This window comes from Streptomyces sp. NPDC048696, assembly GCF_043198895.1.
Classification (GTDB): Bacteria; Actinomycetota; Actinomycetes; order Streptomycetales; family Streptomycetaceae; genus Streptomyces.
In genome coordinates, this window is record NZ_JBICVJ010000010.1 from 140,467 (window position 1) to 159,355 (window position 18,889).

The 18,889-nt window shown below is 72.2% G+C and carries 21 protein-coding genes; 13 read left to right on the top strand and 8 right to left on the bottom strand.

The window, feature by feature from the left end:
• Nucleotides 1–393: 393 nt before the first annotated feature.
• Genes ACGFRG_RS22240 through ACGFRG_RS22260 form a run of 5 tightly spaced genes read left to right on the top strand, consistent with a single transcriptional unit; the run spans nt 394 to nt 4,424 of the window.
• Complete coding sequence (locus ACGFRG_RS22240) at nt 394–621, top strand: acyl carrier protein (RefSeq protein ID WP_188272687.1); 228 nt, start codon at nt 394–396, stop codon at nt 619–621.
• The gene (locus tag ACGFRG_RS22245; protein WP_361418610.1) at nt 618–1,550 is read left to right on the top strand and encodes a thiamine pyrophosphate-dependent dehydrogenase E1 component subunit alpha; all 933 of its coding nucleotides are present in this window, start codon (nt 618–620) and stop codon (nt 1,548–1,550) included. Before ACGFRG_RS22240 ends, ACGFRG_RS22245 begins: the two co-directional genes overlap by 4 nt.
• A complete protein-coding gene (locus ACGFRG_RS22250) occupies nt 1,547–2,569 on the top strand; it encodes an alpha-ketoacid dehydrogenase subunit beta (RefSeq protein ID WP_393266355.1) in 1,023 nt (340 codons plus the stop codon). Before ACGFRG_RS22245 ends, ACGFRG_RS22250 begins: the two co-directional genes overlap by 4 nt.
• On the top strand, nt 2,566–3,717 hold the full coding sequence (locus tag ACGFRG_RS22255; protein ID WP_361418616.1) for a 2-oxo acid dehydrogenase subunit E2: 1,152 nt from the start codon (nt 2,566–2,568) through the stop codon (nt 3,715–3,717). Before ACGFRG_RS22250 ends, ACGFRG_RS22255 begins: the two co-directional genes overlap by 4 nt.
• An 11-nt stretch (nt 3,718–3,728) precedes the next feature.
• Nucleotides 3,729–4,424: a 4'-phosphopantetheinyl transferase family protein gene (locus ACGFRG_RS22260; protein WP_393266358.1), complete on the top strand. Its 696-nt coding sequence runs from the start codon at nt 3,729–3,731 to the stop codon at nt 4,422–4,424.
• Here ACGFRG_RS22260 and ACGFRG_RS22265 read toward each other — a convergent pair.
• Nucleotides 4,421–5,029 (bottom strand): TetR/AcrR family transcriptional regulator C-terminal ligand-binding domain-containing protein, encoded by a 609-nt coding sequence (locus ACGFRG_RS22265; RefSeq protein ID WP_361418622.1) that lies wholly within the window; start codon nt 5,027–5,029, stop codon nt 4,421–4,423. The genes ACGFRG_RS22260 and ACGFRG_RS22265 overlap by 4 nt on opposite strands.
• Before the next feature lie 154 nt (nt 5,030–5,183).
• Between ACGFRG_RS22265 and ACGFRG_RS22270 the strand changes: the two genes are divergently transcribed.
• Nucleotides 5,184–5,807 (top strand): hemerythrin domain-containing protein, encoded by a 624-nt coding sequence (locus tag ACGFRG_RS22270; protein WP_361418625.1) that lies wholly within the window; start codon nt 5,184–5,186, stop codon nt 5,805–5,807.
• A gap of 75 nt (nt 5,808–5,882) precedes the next feature.
• Here the strand turns inward: ACGFRG_RS22270 and ACGFRG_RS22275 are convergent, their stop codons facing one another.
• Together ACGFRG_RS22275 and ACGFRG_RS22280 are read right to left on the bottom strand one after the other, a co-directional pair.
• Nucleotides 5,883–6,746: an NAD(P)H-binding protein gene (locus tag ACGFRG_RS22275; protein WP_361418628.1), complete on the bottom strand. Its 864-nt coding sequence runs from the start codon at nt 6,744–6,746 to the stop codon at nt 5,883–5,885.
• A 40-nt stretch (nt 6,747–6,786) separates the two neighbouring features.
• Nucleotides 6,787–8,367 carry an FAD-dependent monooxygenase gene (locus ACGFRG_RS22280; RefSeq protein WP_361418631.1) on the bottom strand — a complete coding sequence of 527 codons (1,581 nt, stop codon included), beginning with the start codon at nt 8,365–8,367 and terminating at the stop codon, nt 6,787–6,789.
• A 259-nt stretch (nt 8,368–8,626) separates the two neighbouring features.
• On the opposite strand from ACGFRG_RS22280, the gene ACGFRG_RS22285 reads away from it, so the two are divergent.
• The 6 genes from ACGFRG_RS22285 to ACGFRG_RS22310 all read left to right on the top strand — a co-directional run bounded on the left by ACGFRG_RS22285 (nt 8,627) and on the right by ACGFRG_RS22310 (nt 12,247).
• Complete coding sequence (locus ACGFRG_RS22285; RefSeq protein WP_361418634.1) at nt 8,627–8,938, top strand: antibiotic biosynthesis monooxygenase family protein; 312 nt, start codon at nt 8,627–8,629, stop codon at nt 8,936–8,938.
• On the top strand, nt 8,935–9,399 hold the full coding sequence (locus ACGFRG_RS22290; protein ID WP_361418637.1) for a nuclear transport factor 2 family protein: 465 nt from the start codon (nt 8,935–8,937) through the stop codon (nt 9,397–9,399). The genes ACGFRG_RS22285 and ACGFRG_RS22290 overlap by 4 nt, the downstream gene beginning before the upstream one ends.
• A 4-nt stretch (nt 9,400–9,403) precedes the next feature.
• The gene (locus ACGFRG_RS22295; RefSeq protein ID WP_361418640.1) at nt 9,404–9,910 is read left to right on the top strand and encodes a nuclear transport factor 2 family protein; all 507 of its coding nucleotides are present in this window, start codon (nt 9,404–9,406) and stop codon (nt 9,908–9,910) included.
• A complete protein-coding gene (locus tag ACGFRG_RS22300) occupies nt 9,891–10,352 on the top strand; it encodes a nuclear transport factor 2 family protein (protein WP_361418643.1) in 462 nt (153 codons plus the stop codon). Before ACGFRG_RS22295 ends, ACGFRG_RS22300 begins: the two co-directional genes overlap by 20 nt.
• Entirely contained in the window at nt 10,349–11,122 is a 774-nt protein-coding gene (locus ACGFRG_RS22305; protein WP_361418646.1) for an SDR family oxidoreductase, read from the top strand. Before ACGFRG_RS22300 ends, ACGFRG_RS22305 begins: the two co-directional genes overlap by 4 nt.
• Nucleotides 11,123–11,191: 69 nt before the next feature.
• Entirely contained in the window at nt 11,192–12,247 is a 1,056-nt protein-coding gene (locus tag ACGFRG_RS22310) for an LLM class flavin-dependent oxidoreductase (RefSeq protein WP_188272676.1), read from the top strand.
• A 140-nt stretch (nt 12,248–12,387) separates the two neighbouring features.
• Here ACGFRG_RS22310 and ACGFRG_RS22315 read toward each other — a convergent pair whose 3' ends face one another.
• Both ACGFRG_RS22315 and ACGFRG_RS22320 read right to left on the bottom strand, forming a co-directional pair.
• Nucleotides 12,388–13,872 carry an FAD-binding protein gene (locus tag ACGFRG_RS22315; protein WP_361418649.1) on the bottom strand — a complete coding sequence of 495 codons (1,485 nt, stop codon included), beginning with the start codon at nt 13,870–13,872 and terminating at the stop codon, nt 12,388–12,390.
• A 105-nt stretch (nt 13,873–13,977) separates the two neighbouring features.
• Entirely contained in the window at nt 13,978–15,051 is a 1,074-nt protein-coding gene (locus ACGFRG_RS22320) for a phosphotransferase family protein (RefSeq protein ID WP_393266366.1), read from the bottom strand.
• Between the two features lie 218 nt (nt 15,052–15,269).
• On the opposite strand from ACGFRG_RS22320, the gene ACGFRG_RS22325 reads away from it, so the two are divergent.
• Nucleotides 15,270–15,815 carry a flavin reductase family protein gene (locus ACGFRG_RS22325; protein WP_188272673.1) on the top strand — a complete coding sequence of 182 codons (546 nt, stop codon included), beginning with the start codon at nt 15,270–15,272 and terminating at the stop codon, nt 15,813–15,815.
• A 73-nt stretch (nt 15,816–15,888) separates the two neighbouring features.
• Here ACGFRG_RS22325 and ACGFRG_RS22330 read toward each other — a convergent pair whose 3' ends face one another.
• The 3 genes from ACGFRG_RS22330 to ACGFRG_RS22340 form a co-directional block, all read right to left on the bottom strand.
• Entirely contained in the window at nt 15,889–16,848 is a 960-nt protein-coding gene (locus ACGFRG_RS22330; RefSeq protein WP_393266370.1) for an MBL fold metallo-hydrolase, read from the bottom strand.
• Between the two features lie 200 nt (nt 16,849–17,048).
• Nucleotides 17,049–17,969 carry a zinc-binding dehydrogenase gene (locus ACGFRG_RS22335; protein ID WP_393266373.1) on the bottom strand — a complete coding sequence of 307 codons (921 nt, stop codon included), beginning with the start codon at nt 17,967–17,969 and terminating at the stop codon, nt 17,049–17,051.
• Nucleotides 17,970–18,151: 182 nt separating this feature from the next.
• Entirely contained in the window at nt 18,152–18,889 is a 738-nt protein-coding gene (locus ACGFRG_RS22340; RefSeq protein WP_361418659.1) for an SDR family NAD(P)-dependent oxidoreductase, read from the bottom strand.

The window sequence follows — 18,889 nt, forward strand, 5'->3', positions numbered from 1 at the left end:
CGACAGCTGGATCGTCCGATGAGCGGAGATACGTGCTCCGCTCTCGGGGCCGAAAATATACCTACCGGTATGTTTATTGCAAGGGCGCCAGCCGCTCCAGCCCACCACGTGGCCCACGCCACAAAATAGCCCGTGACCAGCAGGTACGACCCGGCAGGGGGTCCCGTCGAACCCAGGTCAAGCTCCGTTCACACCCCCGTTACAGAGCCGCGCCGCTTCCATCGAGATGTCTGATCGCAATTGAAACCGGCATGAAGGTTTGCTTTTACTGAGGTCTCACGCAACCACAGCGTGTCCGGCGCCAGTGCCAAGCACCTTGGAGCCCTTGGCACTTGGGCCGCATCCACCACCGACTTCTTGGTTGTCACCGCAACCGCTCGGAGTGTTTGACGCATGAAGCTTGAAGACGTCGTCTCGGACGTACTCGGCATCCCCCGGGGGGAAGTCGACGACAGCCTGGGGCCGGTGCGCGACAGCCGCTGGACCAGCCTGAAGCAGATGCAGCTGATCATCGCCCTGGAAGGGCGGTACGCGACCTCCTTCAGCCGTCAGGAGGTCCGCGCCCTCAAATCCGTGGGCGCGATCCGCGAGGTCCTGCTGAGCAAGGGACTCGCGGCATGACGGTCACCGAACCCTCCCCCACGGCCGTCTCGTCCGCCTCGGCGCTCACCGACGCCGACCTCGACTCGCTGCTGCTGATCCGGCACTTCGAGCAGAAGCTCCTGGAGCTGTTCGCCGCCGGGAAGCTGAACGGCACCACGCACACCTGCCTGGGCCAGGAGTACGTTCCCGTATCGCTCGAACCCCTGCTGTCCCAGGGCGACTTCCTCTTCAGCAACCACCGGGGCCACGGCCACTACCTGGCCCGGTTCGCCGATCCGGCCGGGCTCCTCGCGGAGATCACCGGCCGCGAGGGCGCGGTGTGCGGCGGTGTCGGCGGCAGCCAGCACATCTTCCGCGACAGCTATGTCTCGACCGGAATCCAGGGCGAGAGCCTGCCGGTCGCCGCCGGCGCCGCGCTGCACTTCAAGCGCCAGGGCCTGCCCCTGCTGGCGTGCGCCTACATCGGCGACGGCACCTGGGGCGAGGGGTCGGTCTACGAGGCGCTCAACATCGCGCGCCTGTGGGAGCTGCCGCTGCTGGTAGTCGTGGAGAACAACGGCATCTCGCAGACCACCCCGAACGAGGTCAACATGGCCGGCACGGTCGCCGACCGCGCCCGTGCCTTCGACATCGAGCACCACCGCGTGACGACCAACTTCATCCCCGCGATCCGCGCCGAGCTGGCGCCCAGGATCGCCCGGGTGCGCGAGCAACGCATGCCGCTGGTCGTGGAGTTCGACACCGTACGCCTGGGCCCGCACAGCAAGGGCGACGACACCCGGCCCGCCGACACCATCGCGGCGGCACAGGCCCGCGACTGGTACACCGCCTGCCGGGAGGCCGACCCGGAGCGCTTCGCGGCGCACGACCGCACCCAGCGGGAACTCATCGACCGCGTCGCCGCCGACGTCCTGGCGCGACCGCTGGCAGCCGGAGGGACGGCATGACGCGCAACGAACGCGTGGGCGAGAACCTGAACCGCGCCCTGCACGAGGTGATGGCGGCCCACGACGACACCTTCCTGATCGGCGAGGACGTCCTCGATCCGTACGGCGGCGCCTTCAACATCTCCAAGGGCCTGTCCGACCGGTTCGGGGACCGCGTCCTGACCACGCCCATCAGCGAGAACGCCATCCTCGGTGTCGCCAACGGGCTGGCCCTGACCGGCAACAAGCCGATCGCCGAGATGATGTTCGGCGACTTCATCACGCTGGCCTTCGACCAGATCGTGAACTTCTCGGCCAAGTCCGTGAGCATGTACGGGACCCGGCACCCGATGCACCTGGTGGTGCGCTGCCCCGTCGGCGGGCGGCGCGGCTACGGCCCCACGCACAGCCAGAGCCCGCAGAAGCACTTCCTGGGCGTTCCCGATCTGCATCTGTTCGAGCTGTCGCCCTTCCACGACACCAGCGCGGTACTCGCCGGGATGGTCGAACTGGGCGCCCCCTGCGTCTTCTTCGAGGACAAGGTCCTCTACACCGAGCGCACGCACCGGCGCGAGGCCGGACCGGTCGGCGGTCTGTTCTCGCTCGACTTCGTGGGCGAGGAGCCGTTCCCGGTGGCCCGCCTGGCCATCGAGGGCGTCGACGAGCCCGACCTCGTGCTCATCGCGCCGGGCGGGCTCGCCCACCGCGCGGTCGAGGCCGCCCGCGCGCTGTTCCTGAGCCACGAGATCGCCTGCGAGATCTACGTACCGGCACGGCTGTACCCGTTCGACGCGAAGGTCCTGGCCGAGCCGGTGGCGCGGGCCGGGCGGGTGTGCGTGGTGGACGACGCGCCGCCGGGCGGCAGTTGGGGCGGCGAGGTCGCCCAGCAGCTGTACACCCACTGCTGGGACGCGCTGCGCGCCCCGGTCAGGCTGGTGCACTCCGCCGACGCCGTCATCCCGACGGCCCTCCACCTTGAAGAGAACGTCCTGGTGAGCAGCGACTCGCTGGGACTCGCCCTGCGGGAGCTGGCGCAATGATCGAGATCACCGTACCCAAGCTGAACAACAACGACGCGCACTACGACCTCGTCGAGTGGCTGGTCGAGGACGGCGCCACGGTGGCCAAGGACGACGACCTCGCCACGGTCGAGACGTCCAAGGCGGCCGAGGATCTGGTCTGCGAGCACGACGGTGTGCTGCTGCGGGCCGTACCGGCGGGCGAGCAGGTCGCGCCGGGCACCGTCGTCGGCCGGCTCTTCGCCGACGAGGCCGAGCGCGCGGCGTACCTGGCCTCGGCGGCCTCGGCCCCGGCCGCCACGGCCGGTCCGGGCGACGACGCCGCGTACGTCCTCACGGACGCCGCTCGCACGCTGGCCGCCACCCACGATGTCGGCGCGGACGAGCTGCGCGCGCTGGGCAAGCGCGTGATCAAGGGCTCCGACGTGGAGGCCCTGCTCGCGCGGCGTGCCCCCGCACAGCACGAGGACTCGGGCCGGGTCGCGCTGAGCCAGCTCCAGCGCGCGATCGGCGCGGTGGTCACCGAGTCGCTGCACACCGTCCCGACCTCCTTCACGGTGGTACGCGTACGGGTCGACGCGGCCGAGGACACCGCCCGCGAACTCGCGCGGCACACGGACGTCGCCATCAGCCTGCCCGAGCTGCTGATCTGTGAACTGGCCCGGCTGCGCGGCGACTTCCCGGCCTTCTTCGCCACGTACCACGACGACGGCACGATCGCGTACGCCGACGGGTCGCACATCGGGGTGACCGTGGACCTCGGCCAGGGTCTTTACATCCCGGTCGTGCGGGACGCGGACGAGCTGAGCGTCGCCGATGTCGCCGAGCGTCTTGAGGACATCCGGTTCTCCGCGCTGCGCGGCTCGTTCAAGGGCAGCGAGCTGACCGGGGCCGCGATCACGCTGTCGCTCAACAACGACGCGGACGTGGTGTTCACGCAGCCCATCGTCTTCCCCGGCCAGACCTGCATGGTCTCGCTCGGCGGCACCCAGAACGTCCTGGAGCTCACCGACGAGGGCGAGGTGGTCGCGACCCGTCAGGCGCACATCGGGCTCGCCTTCGACCACCGGGTCATCAACGGCCGGGACGCGGTGCTGTTCCTCCAGGCCCTCAAGTCCGCGCTGGAGCAGCCGCTGGCCGTGCCGGTCCAGGCGGGGGAGGCCGGCTGAGCGGGCCCCGGGTGCGGCTCCCCGAGCGCTACGACGCGGACCGGCTGCCCGGGCCGTGGGACGGGGGGCCGCCGCGCCTGTGGCTGGCGGGCCCCTTCCCGGCCGGGCCCGCGCCGACGGCCGACCGGGCGCTGTTGGACGCGGACGAACTCGCCCGGGCGGCCGCGTTCGTCCGCCCCGGCGACCGCGCCGCGTACATCCGTGCCCATGCCCTGGTGCGACGGCTGCTCGGCGGCTGCCTCGGTGTGCACCCGGCGCGGGTGTCTCTCGTCCGGGAAGCGTGTCCGTGCTGCGGGGACGGCCACGGCCGCCCCGCCGTGGCGGGCTCGCCGCTGCACTACTCGCTCTCGCGCGGTGCGGGCGTGGTGCTCGTGGGGATCGCCGCCTCCCCCATCGGCGTGGACATCGAGAAGATCCCGGCGCCGGACACGGCCCAGACGGTACTGACCGCGCTGCACCCCGAGGAGCGGGCCGAACTCCTTGCGGTGCCGCCCGCCGCGCGACCGGCCGCCTTCGCGCGCTGCTGGGCGCGCAAGGAGGCGTATCTCAAGGGGACGGGCACGGGCCTCGCCGAGCACCCTTCCCGTACCTATGTGGGCGCCGGCGCGATCCCCGCCCGGCTCCCCCGCTGGACCCTGACCGACGTCCGGGCTCCGCTGGGATATCGGGCGGCTTGCGCGGTTCAGTCGGCGGACGGCGCCGACTAGGGGGCGTGGGCCGCGAGGAAGTCGTCGACCACGCGCTCCACGTACTCCTTGGTGACCGCGCGCCCGGCGAGCAGTCTTCGGTACATCAGCGGTCCCGCCAGCTGGTCGACGGCCAGGTCGGCGTCGAGGTCCACGGCCAGCTCCCCCGCCGCCTTCGCCCGGTCGAGCACGGTCCTGAAGACGCGCGAGCCCTGGTGGTACAGCTCCTCCTTGAGCCGGGCGAAGACCGGGTCGACGCCCGCCCGCTCGATGACCGCGCGCAGCCCCCGGTCGCTGACCGGGTCGTGCAGCAGCCGCCGCAGCCCGTCCAGTTCATGGATCAGATCCTCGCGCAGCACCCCGGTGGGCGGTGTGTGCGCGGTGGAGATCCGCTCGGCGATGACGTCCCGGACCAGGCCGGAGGCGTCGGGCCAGTGGCGGTACAGGGTCGTACGGCCCACTCCGCTGCGCGCGGCGACGGCCACATGGGTCACCGCCGACCAGCCCTGCTCGATGAGCAGATCGCGGGCGGCGGCCAGGGCTGCGGTCCGGCTGCGTTCGGCGCGCGGGTCGGGCCCCCGGCCCGGTGCGTCATGGGTGCTGCTCGGCCCGGTCGGCGCGGACATCCGGCTCCATCCTGTCGTCTTGTCACCAGTGCACCAGTCTGCCCCGGACGGGTTTGTGGAACAACTTGCCCCGCATCCCGGCGTGGGGCATGCTGTTCCACAGATTCGGAACAGCATGCCCCATAACTTCTCTCACGAGGACGGCGCCCACCACATGCCCGACCTGACGCTGATGTACGCGACCCACGACGCCTTCCGGCGCGATCTGGGGTTGCTGGCCGCTGCCGCCGAGGACCGGGGCACGGCGCCCGGCTCGGCCTTCCGGACCGGCTGGGAGACCTTCCAGACCTTTCTGACGATCCATCACACCGCCGAGGACAAGGTGCTCTGGCCCATGATGCGGGCCAAACTCGCCGAGGAGCCCGCGCAGTTGAGGATGCTCGACGAGATGGACGCCGAGCACGAGGTCCTCGACCCGTTGCTGGCGGCCGTCGAGGACGTGCTTGCCCAGGGGCAGCAGCAGCGGCTGCCGGCCCTGGTCGCCACGGTCGCCGACAAGCTGGCCCACCACCTCGACCACGAGGAGCGGGCCGCCCTTCCGGTGGTCCAGGCGGTGCTCAGCCAGGAGGAGTACGACACCTTCGGCAACGAGCAGCGCCGGATGCTCGGCCTCAAGGGCGGCGCCCTGTACTTCCCCTGGGTGCTGGACGGCGCCTCACAGGAGACCCGGCGCACCGCCCTCGGCGCGCTGCCGCCGCCGGTGCGGATGATCTACAAGGCGGTGTGGCGCCCGCGCTACGAGAAGCGGACCCGCGCGTTCTCGCAGGCCGCGGCCTGATCGGCCCGATCAGCCGCACGCACCGGTGCCCGGCGTCCGCGAGGCGGACGCCGGGCACCGTGCCGTTCGGGCCGATCAGGCGAAGTCGGCGGTGTGCGCCTCCACCCACTCGCGGAAGCTGTGGCCCGGGCGGCCGAGGACCTGCTGGACGTCGGGGAACAGCCGGCCCCGGAAGTCGTCGCCGGATTCGAGGGCCTTGCGCAGGGCCACCACCACACCGTCGGCGGTCTCCTCCCCGTACTGGCGGGCCATGACCGCGTGGTGCTCCTCGATGGAGATCTGCTCGAAGCGCAGCCGCTTGCCGAGCACCGAACCGACCACCGCCACCTGCTCGCGGGCCGTCAGCGCCTCGGGCCCGGTCAGCGCGTAGACGCGGCCCTGGTGGCCCGGCTCGGTCAGCGCGCGCACCGCGACGTCCGCGATGTCCCGGGGGTCGATCAGGGCCTCCGGCAGATCGGCGACGGGGCTGCGCACCACACCGTCCCCGTGCACGGCGTCGCGCCAGCCGAGCGCGTGCGTCATAAACCCGTTGGGCCGCAGGATCGTCCAGGCGATCCCCGACTCCGTCAGCGCCCGCTCGGCCTGCCGGTGCCACAGGCCCAGCGGGGTGTCGTTCTCCTCCTCGACCTCCGCGACGCCCAGCGTGGAGAGCTGCACGATGTGCTCCACGCCCGTCTTGCGCGCGACCTCGATCAACTGGGCGTCGTGGGTGCGCTTGTTGTGGCCGAGCGACATCAGGAAGACCGCGCGTACGCCGTCGAGCGCGTCCGGGAGCGTGTCGGGCCGACCCATGTCGGCGCCCACCACCTCCACCCCGGCGGGCAGTCGAGCGCGGGAGGGGTCGCGGGTGAGGGCCCGTACGGGATGGCCCGCCGCGAGCAGGCGCGCCAGCACCTTGCCGCCGATGTTGCCGGTCGCCCCGGTCACCAAAATGGTCATGGATATCTCCGATTCCGCTGGTGGGAAAGGTAGGGGGAGGTCAGTGCGCGGGGCGGTCGAGGACCGTGCGCAGGGCGGCTTCCAGGCCACCGGTCCCCGAGTCGTCGGCCGCGCGCCAGGCGATGAAGCGGTCGGGTCGCACCAGCGTGGCACCGGATTCGGTGACGCCGTAAGCCTTCTCCCAGCCGCCCGCCCGGTGGACGGCGAGGGTGATGCCGAGCCGGTCGGCCGCCGCCTTCGCCGCCTCCTCCCAGCCCGTACTCCCGGCCCCGACGAGCAGCACGAAGGACGGGCCGAACAGGGCGGTGGTGGAGCCGCCGCCGTCGAGCGCCACGTACGGCGCCCGCGAGCCCGGCCGTCCGGTGGGCGCGGTCGGGTCCTCCAGCAACTCGCCCTCGTCACCCGGCTCAAGCACCACGGCGCCCTGGGCGACGCGGTAGCCGAAGACCTGGACGACCGGGTCGATGGGAGCGGCCGCCGTACCGTCGTCGAGCTCGGGGCCGAGCCGTTCCACCGTGTTGGCGAACTGCTGCTCCGCGATCATGTCGGAGACCGGCCTGCGCTCGGCGTCATGGCTGGCGAGCAGCCCCTGACCGGCCTGGCCCGTGACGGTCATGGCGAGCTTCCAGGCGAGGTAGAAGCCGTCCATGATGGCCGTGTTGCCGCCGAGCCCGCCCGGCGCGGGCACCACCTTGGCGGCGTCGCCCACGAGGTGCACCCGCCCCACCGAGAAGCGGTCCACGACCTCGCTCACGATCTCGGTGAGACCCGAGCCCGCCACCGTCAGCTCCAGGTCGGGCATGCCCAGACCGGTGCGTACGAGAGCGGCGCACTGCTCCTCGGAGTAGTCGGTGAAGTCGGGCTGCTCCTTGGTCATGCCGCGGATGTAGCCGTAGCGGCCCGGGATGTCGGTCGTGTAGAAGACGCCCGGCACCGGGTGCAGCAGATGGAACAGGGCGAAGCGGCGGCCCTCGGTGACCCCGCCCTCAAGACCCTTGAGCGGGCCGCTCATGTCCGCGTCGAAGAAGACCCGGAACACCTCGCCGAGCCGGCCCCGGCCGTGCACTCCGAGACCTAGGGCCCGGCGCACCCGGCTGCGGCGGCCGTCGGAGGCCACCAACTGCTCGGCGCGCACGGTGCGTTCGGCACCGGTCTTCACATCGCGCAGCAGCGCGGTGACCCCGTCGGCGTCCTGGGTGAAGGAGACGAGCTCGGTGCCGAAGGCGAGTTCGGCTCCGAGCTCGCGGGCGCGGTCGGCGAGGATCTCCTCGGTGAGCTCCTGGCTGGCCATGGCCCACTCCTCGGGCGAGACATGGTTCATGCTCATCTCGCCCTGCGTCATGATGCCGCGCAGGACGGGGCCGGAAAGGGTCTCGGCGAGCGCCATGTAGAAGTCGCCGGTGCCGCCCGGCGAGGCGGCGGTGATCCGGTCGGCCACACCGGCGATGCGCAGCGCCTCCATGGTGTGCGGGTACTGGCCCCGCGCCTTCATCACTACGGAGGTGCCGGGGTGCTTCTCGACCAGCAGCGGCCGCACGCCGTGCAGACCGAGGAAGAGCGCGGTGGACAGGCCTGACAGACCGCCGCCGGCTATGAGGACAGGCACGGATGCCTCGGACACGGTCACTCCCGGATTCGGTGGACAAGGACGATGCGCTCAGCATCGGCAGCGCGGACGGTGACCGGATCGGGACGCGATGCCGACGGGCTGGGGGCTCGGTCGTGGCGCCGCTGCCGCCGTCCTCCAACGAGTCACCAACCAGGCATCAGCGGCGGCCGGAAGTGTGGACGGTGCCCGGGGCACCGGCCCGTGCGGGCCGGGGGACCTGCCGCACCGGCCGGTGCCCGGGCGACACCGTTCGTCTTACCGAGGAGTCTTCGTGGTCGTCTTCGTCAACAAGCTGACGCTCATCGGCAAGCCCGAGGAGCTGGAGCGGATCTACGCGCACGTCGCGGAGTTCATGGAGGAGCAGCCCGGTCTGATCCGCTATCAGCTCCTGCGTTCGCAGAAGGACCCGGGCACCTACTTCAACGTGGCCGAGTGGGACAGCAACGAGTCCTTCGACAAGGCGCTGGCCGAGCCCGAGTTCCGCGCCCGCCTCAAGGCGCTGGGCACCGTCATCAAGGGCGAGCCGCACATGAGCGACGTCGTCGTCGAGGGTGTGGCCCGCGAGGCCGGAGCGGCCCGATGACCGCGCCCACCGCCACCGCCGCGGACCTGTCCGCCGTCTCGGCCGAGTCGTACGCGCAGATCCTCCAGTTCTACGCCCACCACATGCAGCTGCTCGACGGCGGCGACGCCGAGGCGTGGGCGGACGGCTTCACCGAGGACGGCGTCTTCGCCCAGAACGTCAAGCCCGAGCCGTGGAGCGGCCGTTCGTTCATCGCCACGTCGATGCGGCGCGGCATCGACCGGCTCGCGGCCCGCGACGTGCAGCGGCGGCACTGGTTCTCGATGGTCGTCGCGACCCCCGAGACCGCCGGCGCGGACGACGAGGAGGCCGTGCGCACCACGTACTACGCGGTGGTCTTCGAGACCCCGCGCGGCGGCAAGGCCTCGGTGTATCTGAGCACCACCGGCGAGGACCTGCTGGTGCGCCGCGACGGCCGGTGGCTGATCAAGCACCGCGACATCGCCCACGACGGGGTCTGAGCCGATGGCGCCGCAGACCGTCGACGGCTCCGTCCACGACGAGATCCAGCGGTTCTACGCCACCCAGGTGCGGCTGCTCGGCGAGGGCGACGTCGACCGCTGGGCGCTCACCTTCACCGAGGACGCCGTCTTCGAGCAGGAGGCCCCGGCGGACAAGGTCTTCGCCGGGAACGCGCCGCCCGTGCGCCGGGGGCGCGCCGCCATCGCGGCGGCGGCCCGGGGCGCGGTCGGCGAGCGGCGGGCGGACGGCCGGGTGCGCCGGTATCTGATCGGGATGCTCACCGTCGAGCCCGCGGGGGACGGCGCCGTGCGCACCCGGTACAACGCGCTGCTGGTGCAGACCCCGCGAGGCGGTCGCGCCGAACTGCACCTGAGCACCACCGGACGGGACGAGCTGGTCCGTCGCGACGACGGCTGGCTCGTCCGTCACCGAGTCAACTCACACGACAGCGTGGCCGGTTCGCACACCGGCCCCGAGCAGGAGGAACACCATGGCCGATCTGACACGTGAGCGCGTCGAGGCGGCGTACGCGGCCCTCATGACCGGCGACCGGGACAAGATCACTGAGTACTGGTCCGAGGACCTGCGCTTCCAGATGCCCGGTAACCACCAGTTCGCCGGCTGGTTCAACGGCCTGGACGACTACCTCCAGAAGATGGGGAAGCTCGGCGAGGCGTGCGGCGGCCGCATCACGGCCGACACGCACCACATCCTGATCAACGAGGCGGACGGGATCTCCGTCGACATCTACCAGCTCGACGGCTACCGCGCGCACGCCGAGGAGGGCACCACCTCTCCGTACGAGCGCCTTCAGGTCGAGGGCGTGCACATGCTCCGCTGGGAGAACGGCCGCATCGTCGAGGGCCGCAGCGCCCTGTTCGCGGACGGGGTGACCCGGGGCAACCTGTGGTGGTCGCCGGTCGGCTCCGACGGAGAGCGCACGGAGCTGTGACCGCCCCGGCCGGCGACGGCACCGCTCTGTCGGGCCGGGCCGTCGTCGTCACCGGTGCCGGGACCGGCATCGGCCGGGCGGTGGCGCACGCCTTCGCCGACGAGGGCGCCCGCGTCCTGGCCGTGGGGCGCGGCGCCGCCCGGCTGGCCGAGACGGCCGAGGGGCGCCCGGGGATCCACCCGTTCGCCGCCGACGTCTCGGCGCCGGACGGACCGCGCGCGATCGTCGAGGCGGCCGTGCGCGAGCTCGGCGGCGTCGACGTCCTGATCAACAACGCGGTGACCATGCGGTCCGCGCCGCTCGGCCGGATCGAGCCGGACGACACGCACCGCCAGGTCGCCACCAACCTCCTGGCGCCGCTCTTCCTCACCCAGGAGGCCCTGCCCCACCTTGAGGCGGCCAAGGGCACCGTCATCAACGTCACCACCGCGGGCAACCAGCGCGGCTGGCCCGGCCATTCGGTGTACGGCGCCACCAAGGCCGCGCTCGACTTCCTCACCCGCACCTGGGCGCTGGAGCTGGCGCCGCGCGGCATCCGGGTCGCGGCCGTCGCGCCCGGTCCGGTCGAGACCCCGATCGGCGAGCACGCGGGCCTGGACGCCGAGGGCGTCGTCCGGCTGCGGGAGCGCCAGCGCGCCCGGGTGCCGCTCGGGCGGGTGGGGCAGCCCGAGGAGATCGCCTGGTGGCTGGTGAACCTCGCCCGCCCCGAAGCGTCCTACGCCACCGGCCTCGTGCTGCCGGTGGACGGCGGCGCCGGAGTCGTGTTCTGAGAACGACCCGGCCCGCACACCAGCACGGCCCGGCCTGAAGCGCCGAACCCTGAGACACATGGAGCAGCGATGGAATTCGGTATCAATTTCTTCCCCACGGTCGGTCCGGACGACAAGCCGGCCGACCAGTACTTCGACGAGGCGCTGCGGCTCGTGGAACTGGCCGAGGAGCTCGGCTACGACCACATCAAGACCGTGGAGCACTACTTCTTCAAGTACGGCGGCTACAGCCCCGACCCGGTGACCTTCCTGGCCGCGGCGGCCGCCCGCACCAGCCGTATCAAGCTGGTCACCGGCGCCGTCATCCCGGCCTTCACGCACCCGCTGAAGCTGGCGGGCAAGCTCGCCATGCTGGACAACATCTCCAAGGGCCGCCTCCAGGTGGGCTTCGGCCGGGCCTTCCTGCCGGACGAGTTCGACGCGTTCGAGCTGGCCATGGACGAGAGCCGCCCGCGGTTCGTCGACGGCCTCAAGGCCTGCCAGAAGCTGTGGGCCGAGGAGAACGTGGTCTGGGACAGCGAGTTCTACAAGTTCGGCCCGGTCACCCTGCTGCCCCGCCCCTACCAGCGCCCGCACCCGCGGATCCTGGTGGCCGCGGCCATCACGCCGTCGTCCTGCGAGCAGGCCGGCCGCGACGGCCACGGGCTGCTGCTCGTGCCGTCCATCTCCAAGCGCGAGAAGGTCCAGGAGATGCTGACCCTCTACCGCAAGGCGTATGCCGAGGCGGGTCACCCGGCGGGCGGCGACGAGGTGCACCTCAGCTACGGCTGCTACCTCGCCGAGGACGCCGCCGAGGCCAAGGCCAAGGGCCGCGAGTACAACCAGCGCACCAACGCCGTCATGATCGACGCCGTCGCCGCCTGGGGCACCCGCCGCAGCGAGGGCTACCAGGGCTACGAGGAGATCGTCGACAAGGTCAAGCGGTCCGACTTCGACAAGACGCTCGCCGAGAACAAGACCCTCGTCGGCAGCCCGGAGGAGATCACCGAGCGGCTGCGCACCATCCGCGAGTGGTACGGCGATGTCACCATCAGCCTCCAGATGATCTCGGGCAACCCGAGCTTCGAGGAGACCACCCGCACCGCCCGGCTCTTCGCCGAGCAGGTCATCCCGAACTTCCGCTAGCAGCAGGGAAGTCGGCCCGCACCACGGGCCGCGGGCACGAGGAAGGGGCTCCCCCCGAAACCATCGGGGGGAGCCCCTCTCGTATGTCCGGCACCCGGCACACGTATGTCCGCTCACGTTTCCGTGAGCGGACACGGTGCTCAGACTCCGGCGACCCAGGCGCCCGCGACGGCGGGCACGAGGAGAGCGGTCACGCGTGCGGCGACCGCCGCGATGGTGAGCGCCGGCGGCACGGCGCCGGACGAGCCGTGCAGCAGCGAGCTGTCGACGACGTACAGGTTGCGCGCGCCGCGCACCGAGCCGTCGGCGGTGGTGGCCAGGCCCAGCGGCACACCGCCGACGACGTTGCCGCCGGTGGTGCCGATGCGGTTGAACGCGGTCTTGCTGCCCGGGGTCGCCGCGTTCAGCCGGTCCAGGGTGTGCTGGACCGCGTGGGTCGCCCGCACCGCGCGCGGGTCCTCCACCGGCCAGTTCAGGACGACGTCGTCCTTGGCGGCGTCGTAGCGGAAGGAGCCGAGCGGTTCGGTCGGCGAGGCGCCGATCGTGGTGATCCAGCCCTCGGTGGACGGGGCGTCCACCCACGGGAAGTTGAGCAGGGTGACCGGGGCGTGCGGGTTGTCCTGCCAGTCCTTGACGACGATCGAGCAGGGGCCGCCCTGCGCCGGGTTGTTGGGGGCCATCCCGGTGCGCGCGGTGATCACCTCGCTGTTGCCGACCCGGGTGCCCACCGAGTCGTCCAGGTCCGGCAGATACCCCAGCGCCTTCGCGCGCAGCAGCAGCCGGGTGGTGCCGAGTGTGCCGGCCGCGAGCACCAGATGCGTGGTGTGCACCTCGTGCCGGGCCACCACGGTGCCGCTCTCGTCCAGTTCGTCGTACGCGACCACATGGCCCTCGCCCTGTGGCCGGATGCCGGTGACCAGGCTCAGCGGCCGCACCTCGACCCGGCCGGTGGCCTCGGCGCGGGCGAGCACGGTAACGTCCATGCTGCGCTGGGCCCCGCTGTTGACGCCGAAGACGTTGAGCCCGGCGATGTGCGAGGCCTCCCGGCGCCCGGCCATCTCCTCGCGGACCGCGTCCCAGTCGACGGCCAGGTCGACCAGGTCGTACGGGATGCCCGCGCGCTCCAGCTGGCTCATGAAGTCACGCGAGGAGCGGTAGAACTCGGACTCCAGGATGTCCTTCGGTATCGGGGAGCAGCCGATCAGCTCCCGCGCCTGCGGATACCAGACGTCGTGCATCTCCTGCTGGTCGAGGAAGTCGCCGAACGCCCGGCGGAACAGCTCGGGCGAGGGCTCGACCATGGTGCCGTTGCTGAGCAGCGAGGCGCCGCCCACACCGGCCGCCGCGATCATCGTCAGGCCCTCGCCCTCCAGGGATTCCAGGACACCCGGGTAGATGTCCAGCTCCCGGTCGGTCAGCGGGGACTTGGGGCTCAGCCAGGACGCGCGGCCGTCCGGCCGGTGCTGGGTGGCGAAGGTGTCGCCGTCGGCGCGGACCTGCCAGCGGCGGCCGCGCTCCAGCACGATCGTGGCGATCCCGGCCTCGGCGAGCCGCAGGGCCGCGATCGATCCGGCGTAACCGCTGCCGACGACCAGGGCGTCGGTGCGGTGCTGATGGGTTTCCATGGGACGGCCTCTCTGAACGTTTCGGAACATGCGTAAGGGTCGATCCGTAGTGCGTGTGTGGGGGGCTCCGCGTCGTGTGGGGTCAGGGCGCGGAAGTCATCGGGCTCAGCCCAGCGGCTTGAGCGTGCGCGCGAGCAGCCGGGCCGCGTTGCGCGCGAGCGGGACGTCGGCCTCGGCGGCGACCAGGCCGTGCTCCACCAGGAGCCGTCCCACCCGGGAGGCGATCAGGGCGAAGCGGAAGCCCGCGAAGACCTCGTACCAGTCCAGGTGCGCGGCCACCGACCGCCCGGACAGCTCCTCGTACCGCTGTACGGTCTCGGCGCGGCCGGGCAGGCCGGGCAGCCGGGGCGCGCCGACGCCTTCGCTGAGGTGCCGGTCCAGATACAGGTACCAGCCGAGGTCGGCCTCGCCCGGGCCCAGGGACGTCATCTCCCAGTCCAGTACGGCGGCGGGGGTCACGCCGGAGAAGAGCAGATTACCCAGGCGCGCATCGCCCCACAGCAGGCTCGGCTTCTCCGGCTCGGGCGGCAGCGCGTCGCGCAGCAGCGCGAGCGCTTCGCGCACGGGCACCGAGTCCGCGCCGCCGAAGTGGTCCATGTGGGCTTCGTAGTAGTCGAGTTGCGCGCCGAGCCCGTACGGCCCGTGCTTGGACGCCCGCAGGTCGTCCAGGCCGAGCTCGCTCACATCGAGGCGGTGGATGCGGTGCAGCACCTCGACGCCGCCCCACCACACCGCCGCCCGGCCGCTCTCGTCCAGGTTGGAGACCGGCCCGTCCGGGCGGTGGTACGAGGGCAGGTCCGGCGGGACCCAGCCGTCCACCCGGTCCATGGCGTAGAAGGGCGCGCCGAGCAGCGCGGGGTCGGGCTCGAAGCCGAGGACGCCGGGGACCGGTACGTCGGTGTCCCGCAGCGCGTCGAGTACGCGGTACTCCTCGTCGAGGCGGGAGCCCGGCATCACCTGGTAGGCGGTGGGGGCGACCCGGACGACGAGACGGCGCCTGCGTTCGGCGTCCGCCTCCCGCCACACCGCGTCCACCAGCAGCGTCTCGTTGGAGAAACCGAGGCCCTTGGGCACCTCGACCTCGGTCCGCAGGTCCACCGCGCCCGGCAGCCGCTCGGCGAGCCAGGTCGTGAGCTGTTTTCGGGTGAGTTCGGGATCACGCTGCTGGGGCACGGGCATGGCCGGCTCCTCCATCCATGTATAGGGGTGCCCCCATCGTCGGCGGGGCCGATGGGGGACGGATGGAGGATGGCCGACGGCGGCACGGCGTCTTCGTGCGACGGCGTGACCACATCCTCGTGCGCCCGTCGGCGGCTCTGCATCGAGCGCCGAGCGGTTCCCCAACTGCCGCTGCCAGCATCGCTGTCGAATAGCGAACACTACTTGGGGAGGTCGACATGTCCTGGGCACCGCCTGTGGGAGTGCACGTGGAGCCGCAGCTGTTCCGACACATACTCGGCCATGTCCCGAGCCCCGTCACCGTGGTCACCGCGGCGACGGCGGCCGGGCCGGCGGGGCTCGTGGTGGGGTCGTTCGTGTCGGTGTCGCTCGAACCGCCCCTCGTCGGGATCTTCATCGACGAGCGGTCGGTGAGCTGGCCGCCGATGAGCGAGGCGGGGTCGTTCACCGTCAACATCCTCGCCCATGACCAGCAGGAGCTGTGCGCGCGCTTCGCCAAGAGCGGCGGCGAGAACGATCCGGCGGCCAAGTTCGCCGGGCTGAGCTGGTGGGAGTCGCCGCACGGCAACCCGGTGCTGCCGGGCACCACCGCGTGGCTGGACTGTCTGGTACGCCAGGTGCAGCGGCTCGGCGACCACTTCTTCGCCGTCGCCGAGGTGGTCGGGCTTGGCGTGGACGCGGCCCGCCCGCCGCTCGTCTTCCACCGGGGTGCCCTGCACACGGTGGCGCCTTCCGCCGACATCCCGGCGCCCCGACGGGGTTGAGGGCCGCGGAACAACCACGCCCGCGCTCCGCCGGATGTTCCGGCGGGGCGCGGGCGTTGTCCGCTTACGGATCTCAGGCCAGGCACACCATCGGCTCGCCGCCGTTGAGTTGGGCCATCTCGGCCATCACCGGCGCCGAGCGGATCTGGGTGTCCAGCGGGCAGCCGTGTGCCTCGGAGTACGCGCGGTGCAGATTGGCCACCACCCGCTCGGCGTCCCGCCACTGCGCGTAGGGGCCGAGCGCGGCGTCCCGGGCGGCCTCGTACGGGGTGAGTCCGGCCGCGATCCCGTCGGCGGCGACCCGCTGCACCCACCGCAGATACGCCTCGGTCTCCCCCAGCGCCTCGGGCCCGGCGACCGGCCCGTGCCCGCCGACGACGACGCGCGGATCGAGCTCCCGCAGCCCGGCGATCGCCTCCAGGGACCCCTTGACCGACCCCATCAGGACGAACGGCGTACAGCCGGGCATCAGCACGTCTCCCGCGAAGAGCACCCGGTGCTCGGGCACCCACACCACGACGTCGTTGTCGGAGTGGGCCGGGCCCACATGGATGAGCTCGACGACGAGGTCGTCGACGTACACCGTCAGCCGGTCCTCGAAGGCCACCATGGGCAACGAGCGCCGGATGTCGCCCAGTTGACCCCACTCGGTGTCCGGCCACATGTGTTTCAGGCCCTCGCCCTTCGCCGCCATCTCGTCGCGCATGCGCGCGTGCGCGACGACCGTCGCGTACGGGGCGGCGACGGCGTTGCCGAGGGTGTGGTCGCCGTGGTGGTGGGTGTTGAGCACCATCCTCGGTTCCACGCCGCCGCGTTCGAGCGCGGCCGCGCGCAGGCCCCGGGCCCTGGCCTCGGTGGCCGCCGTGTCGACGAACGCCGTGGTGTGGTGGCCCACGAGGATCCCGGCGTTGTTGAGGCACCAGCCGCCGTCGGGCTGGATATAGGCGAAGATCCCGTCGGCGACCTCCTCCACGCGGGGCGGCGGCACGCGGGTGGGGTGGCTGTCGTACGGCGTTGTGGAAGGCAGGCTCATGGCCTCAACGGTGGCCGGGCGTCCTGGAGGACGGCAGGTGCGCCGATGACCGCCGGGTGGAGGCCGCCGACGGGCGCCGACGGGCGCCCGGGACCGCCGCAGGGCAGCGGAAGGGCCCGGCGGGTCCGCACACCCGCCGGGCCTGGCCAGAGCCGAACCGGAACCGGTTCGGAGTCGATCCAGAAGGTCCGGAACCCGTCTCAGAGCGCGAGGACGACCTTGCCGTTGGCCCGCCGGCCGCGCAGCGCGTCGAGTGCGGTCTCCGGGTCGGTCCAGGAGCCCACGGCCGCGACCTGCGGGGCGAGCCGTCCCTCGGCGACCAGCCGGACCAGCGACGCGAGGTCCCGCGCGACGCTCCGCCGGGTCAGCTCGTCGAACAGGTGGAGATAGCGCAGGCGCAGACCGGGGCGCGCGTGGCCCCAGTCGACGGGCAGCCGCAGTTCCTCGCGCACGGTGTTGCCGTAGCAGACGACCGAGCCGCCGGGCCGCAGCCGCCCGAACGCGTCGGCCAGCACCTGCCCGCCCACGCTGTCGACCAGCACGTCCACCGGCTCACCGGTGGCGCCGCCGGACGCGTCGTGGATCTCCACCCGGTGCGCCCCCAGCGCCCGCAGCCCGTCCGCCCGGCCCGGGGAGCCGACCTGGGCGATCACCTCGGCGCCCGCGGCGGCGGCCAGCTGGACCAGCATGCGGCCCACTCCCCCGCCCGCGCCGGTGATCAGCACGGACCGGCCGAGCAGCGTTCCCGCGTACTCCAGCGCGTACAGCGCGGTCAGTCCGGCCACCGGCAGGGCGGCGGCGGCCGGATACTCCATGCCGTCCGGTATCGGGGTGAGTCGCGTCGGCGACAGCGCGATCCGCTCGGCCCAGCCGTCCCGTTCGGCGAGCGCGGTGACGCGGGTGCCGGGCGCCGGGCCGGTCCCGTCGGCGGCGGCGCGCAGCACCGTGCCCGCCACGTCCCAGCCGAGCCGGGACCCGGTCGGCAGCTGCCCCATCAGGGCCAGTTCACCGCGGTTGACGGCGATCGCGCGGACCTCGACGAGCGCCTGGTCAGGGCGCGGCTCGGGCTCGGCGACCGAGTCGAGCCGCAGTGCCGAGGCGCCGGTCACGAGCGCCTTCACGAGGCGGCCGCCCGGGTCGGCCCGGTCTGCGCGGGCGGGTGCGTACGCCCGATGGTCAATGGGGGCATGGCTGTTGATCTCCTTGTCCGATCTGGGGTGTCACCGAGTGTGCGCCGTCGTACGGCGGGATCGCGGCGCCGGTCGCCCGGACCGTGTCCGGGGCAGCGGCCGGTGGCCGGATGTCACCATCTGAGTCCGCCGTTGACCTCCAGGACATGGCCGTTGACGTAGTCGGAGCCGTCGTCGGCGAGGAAGAGCGCCGCCTCGGCGACCTCCTCGGCCCGGCCCGCGCGGCCTGCCGCGATCTTCCCACCGTAATAGCCCCACAGGCCCTCGTGACGGGCCAGTTCACGTCCCATGCCCTCGTCGATGAAGCCGGGGCTGAGGCAGTTGACCGTGATGGGGTGGCCCGCCAGCTCGACGGCGACGACCCGAGTCAGCATCTCGATCCCCGCCTTGGACGCCGCGTAGGCGGACGAGCCGGGGGCCACCCTGGTCGCCAGGGCCGACGACAGCGTGATGACGCGGCCCCCGCCGTCGCGCACCAGATACGGCACCGCCGAACGCACGCACAGGAACGTGCCGTTGAGGTTGGTGGAGATGACCTCCCCCCAGTGCTCGACGTCCATCCCCTGGGCCGGACCGGGACGGCTGACGCCCGCGCTCGCGACCAGGACGTCCAGGCGGCCATAGGTCTCGTACGTGGTCCGGGTCAGCGCGTCCACGGAGTCCGGGTCGCGTACGTCGACGGGATGGTAGGCGAGGTCCCCCTCGCCCACCGGCGGCAGTTCGTGCCGTTCGTCGGGCTCTCGGGCGGCGCAGACGACGCGGCACCCTTCCTTGGCGTATGCCTGGGCGATCGCGTACCCCAGGCCCTTGGTGCCACCGGTGACGATGGCCACCTTCCCTGCGAGTCGCAC